The following is a 214-nucleotide window of genomic DNA, read 5'->3' as shown; positions in this document are numbered from 1 at the left end:
GCGGCAGCTTCTGGCGCAGGCCGTCGAGGTCGAAGTCGAGACCTTTCTTGCCACGATGAAGGATTTGAAGCTTGCCGGCGGACGCGCCCGTGTCGTGCGGCATGGTTACGGCCCGGTGCGAACGATCCAGACCGGGGTCGGTCCGGTCGAGGTCGCGCGGGCGAAGATTCGCGACCGTGGGGCGGCCGGCGATAGTGAGCGGATCCGGTTCGGC

At 68.2% G+C, this 214-nt stretch carries 1 pseudogene; it reads left to right on the top strand.

Annotated elements, in window-relative coordinates:
- Window positions 1-214, top strand: a pseudogene (locus AC5ZGW_RS48030) (IS256 family transposase); the annotation flags it as partial.

The sequence above is a fragment of the Bradyrhizobium sp. Crot121 genome, from assembly GCF_059512385.1.
Note: the sequence above shows the minus strand (reverse complement) of the source record. Positions and strands in the feature narration are given on the sequence as shown.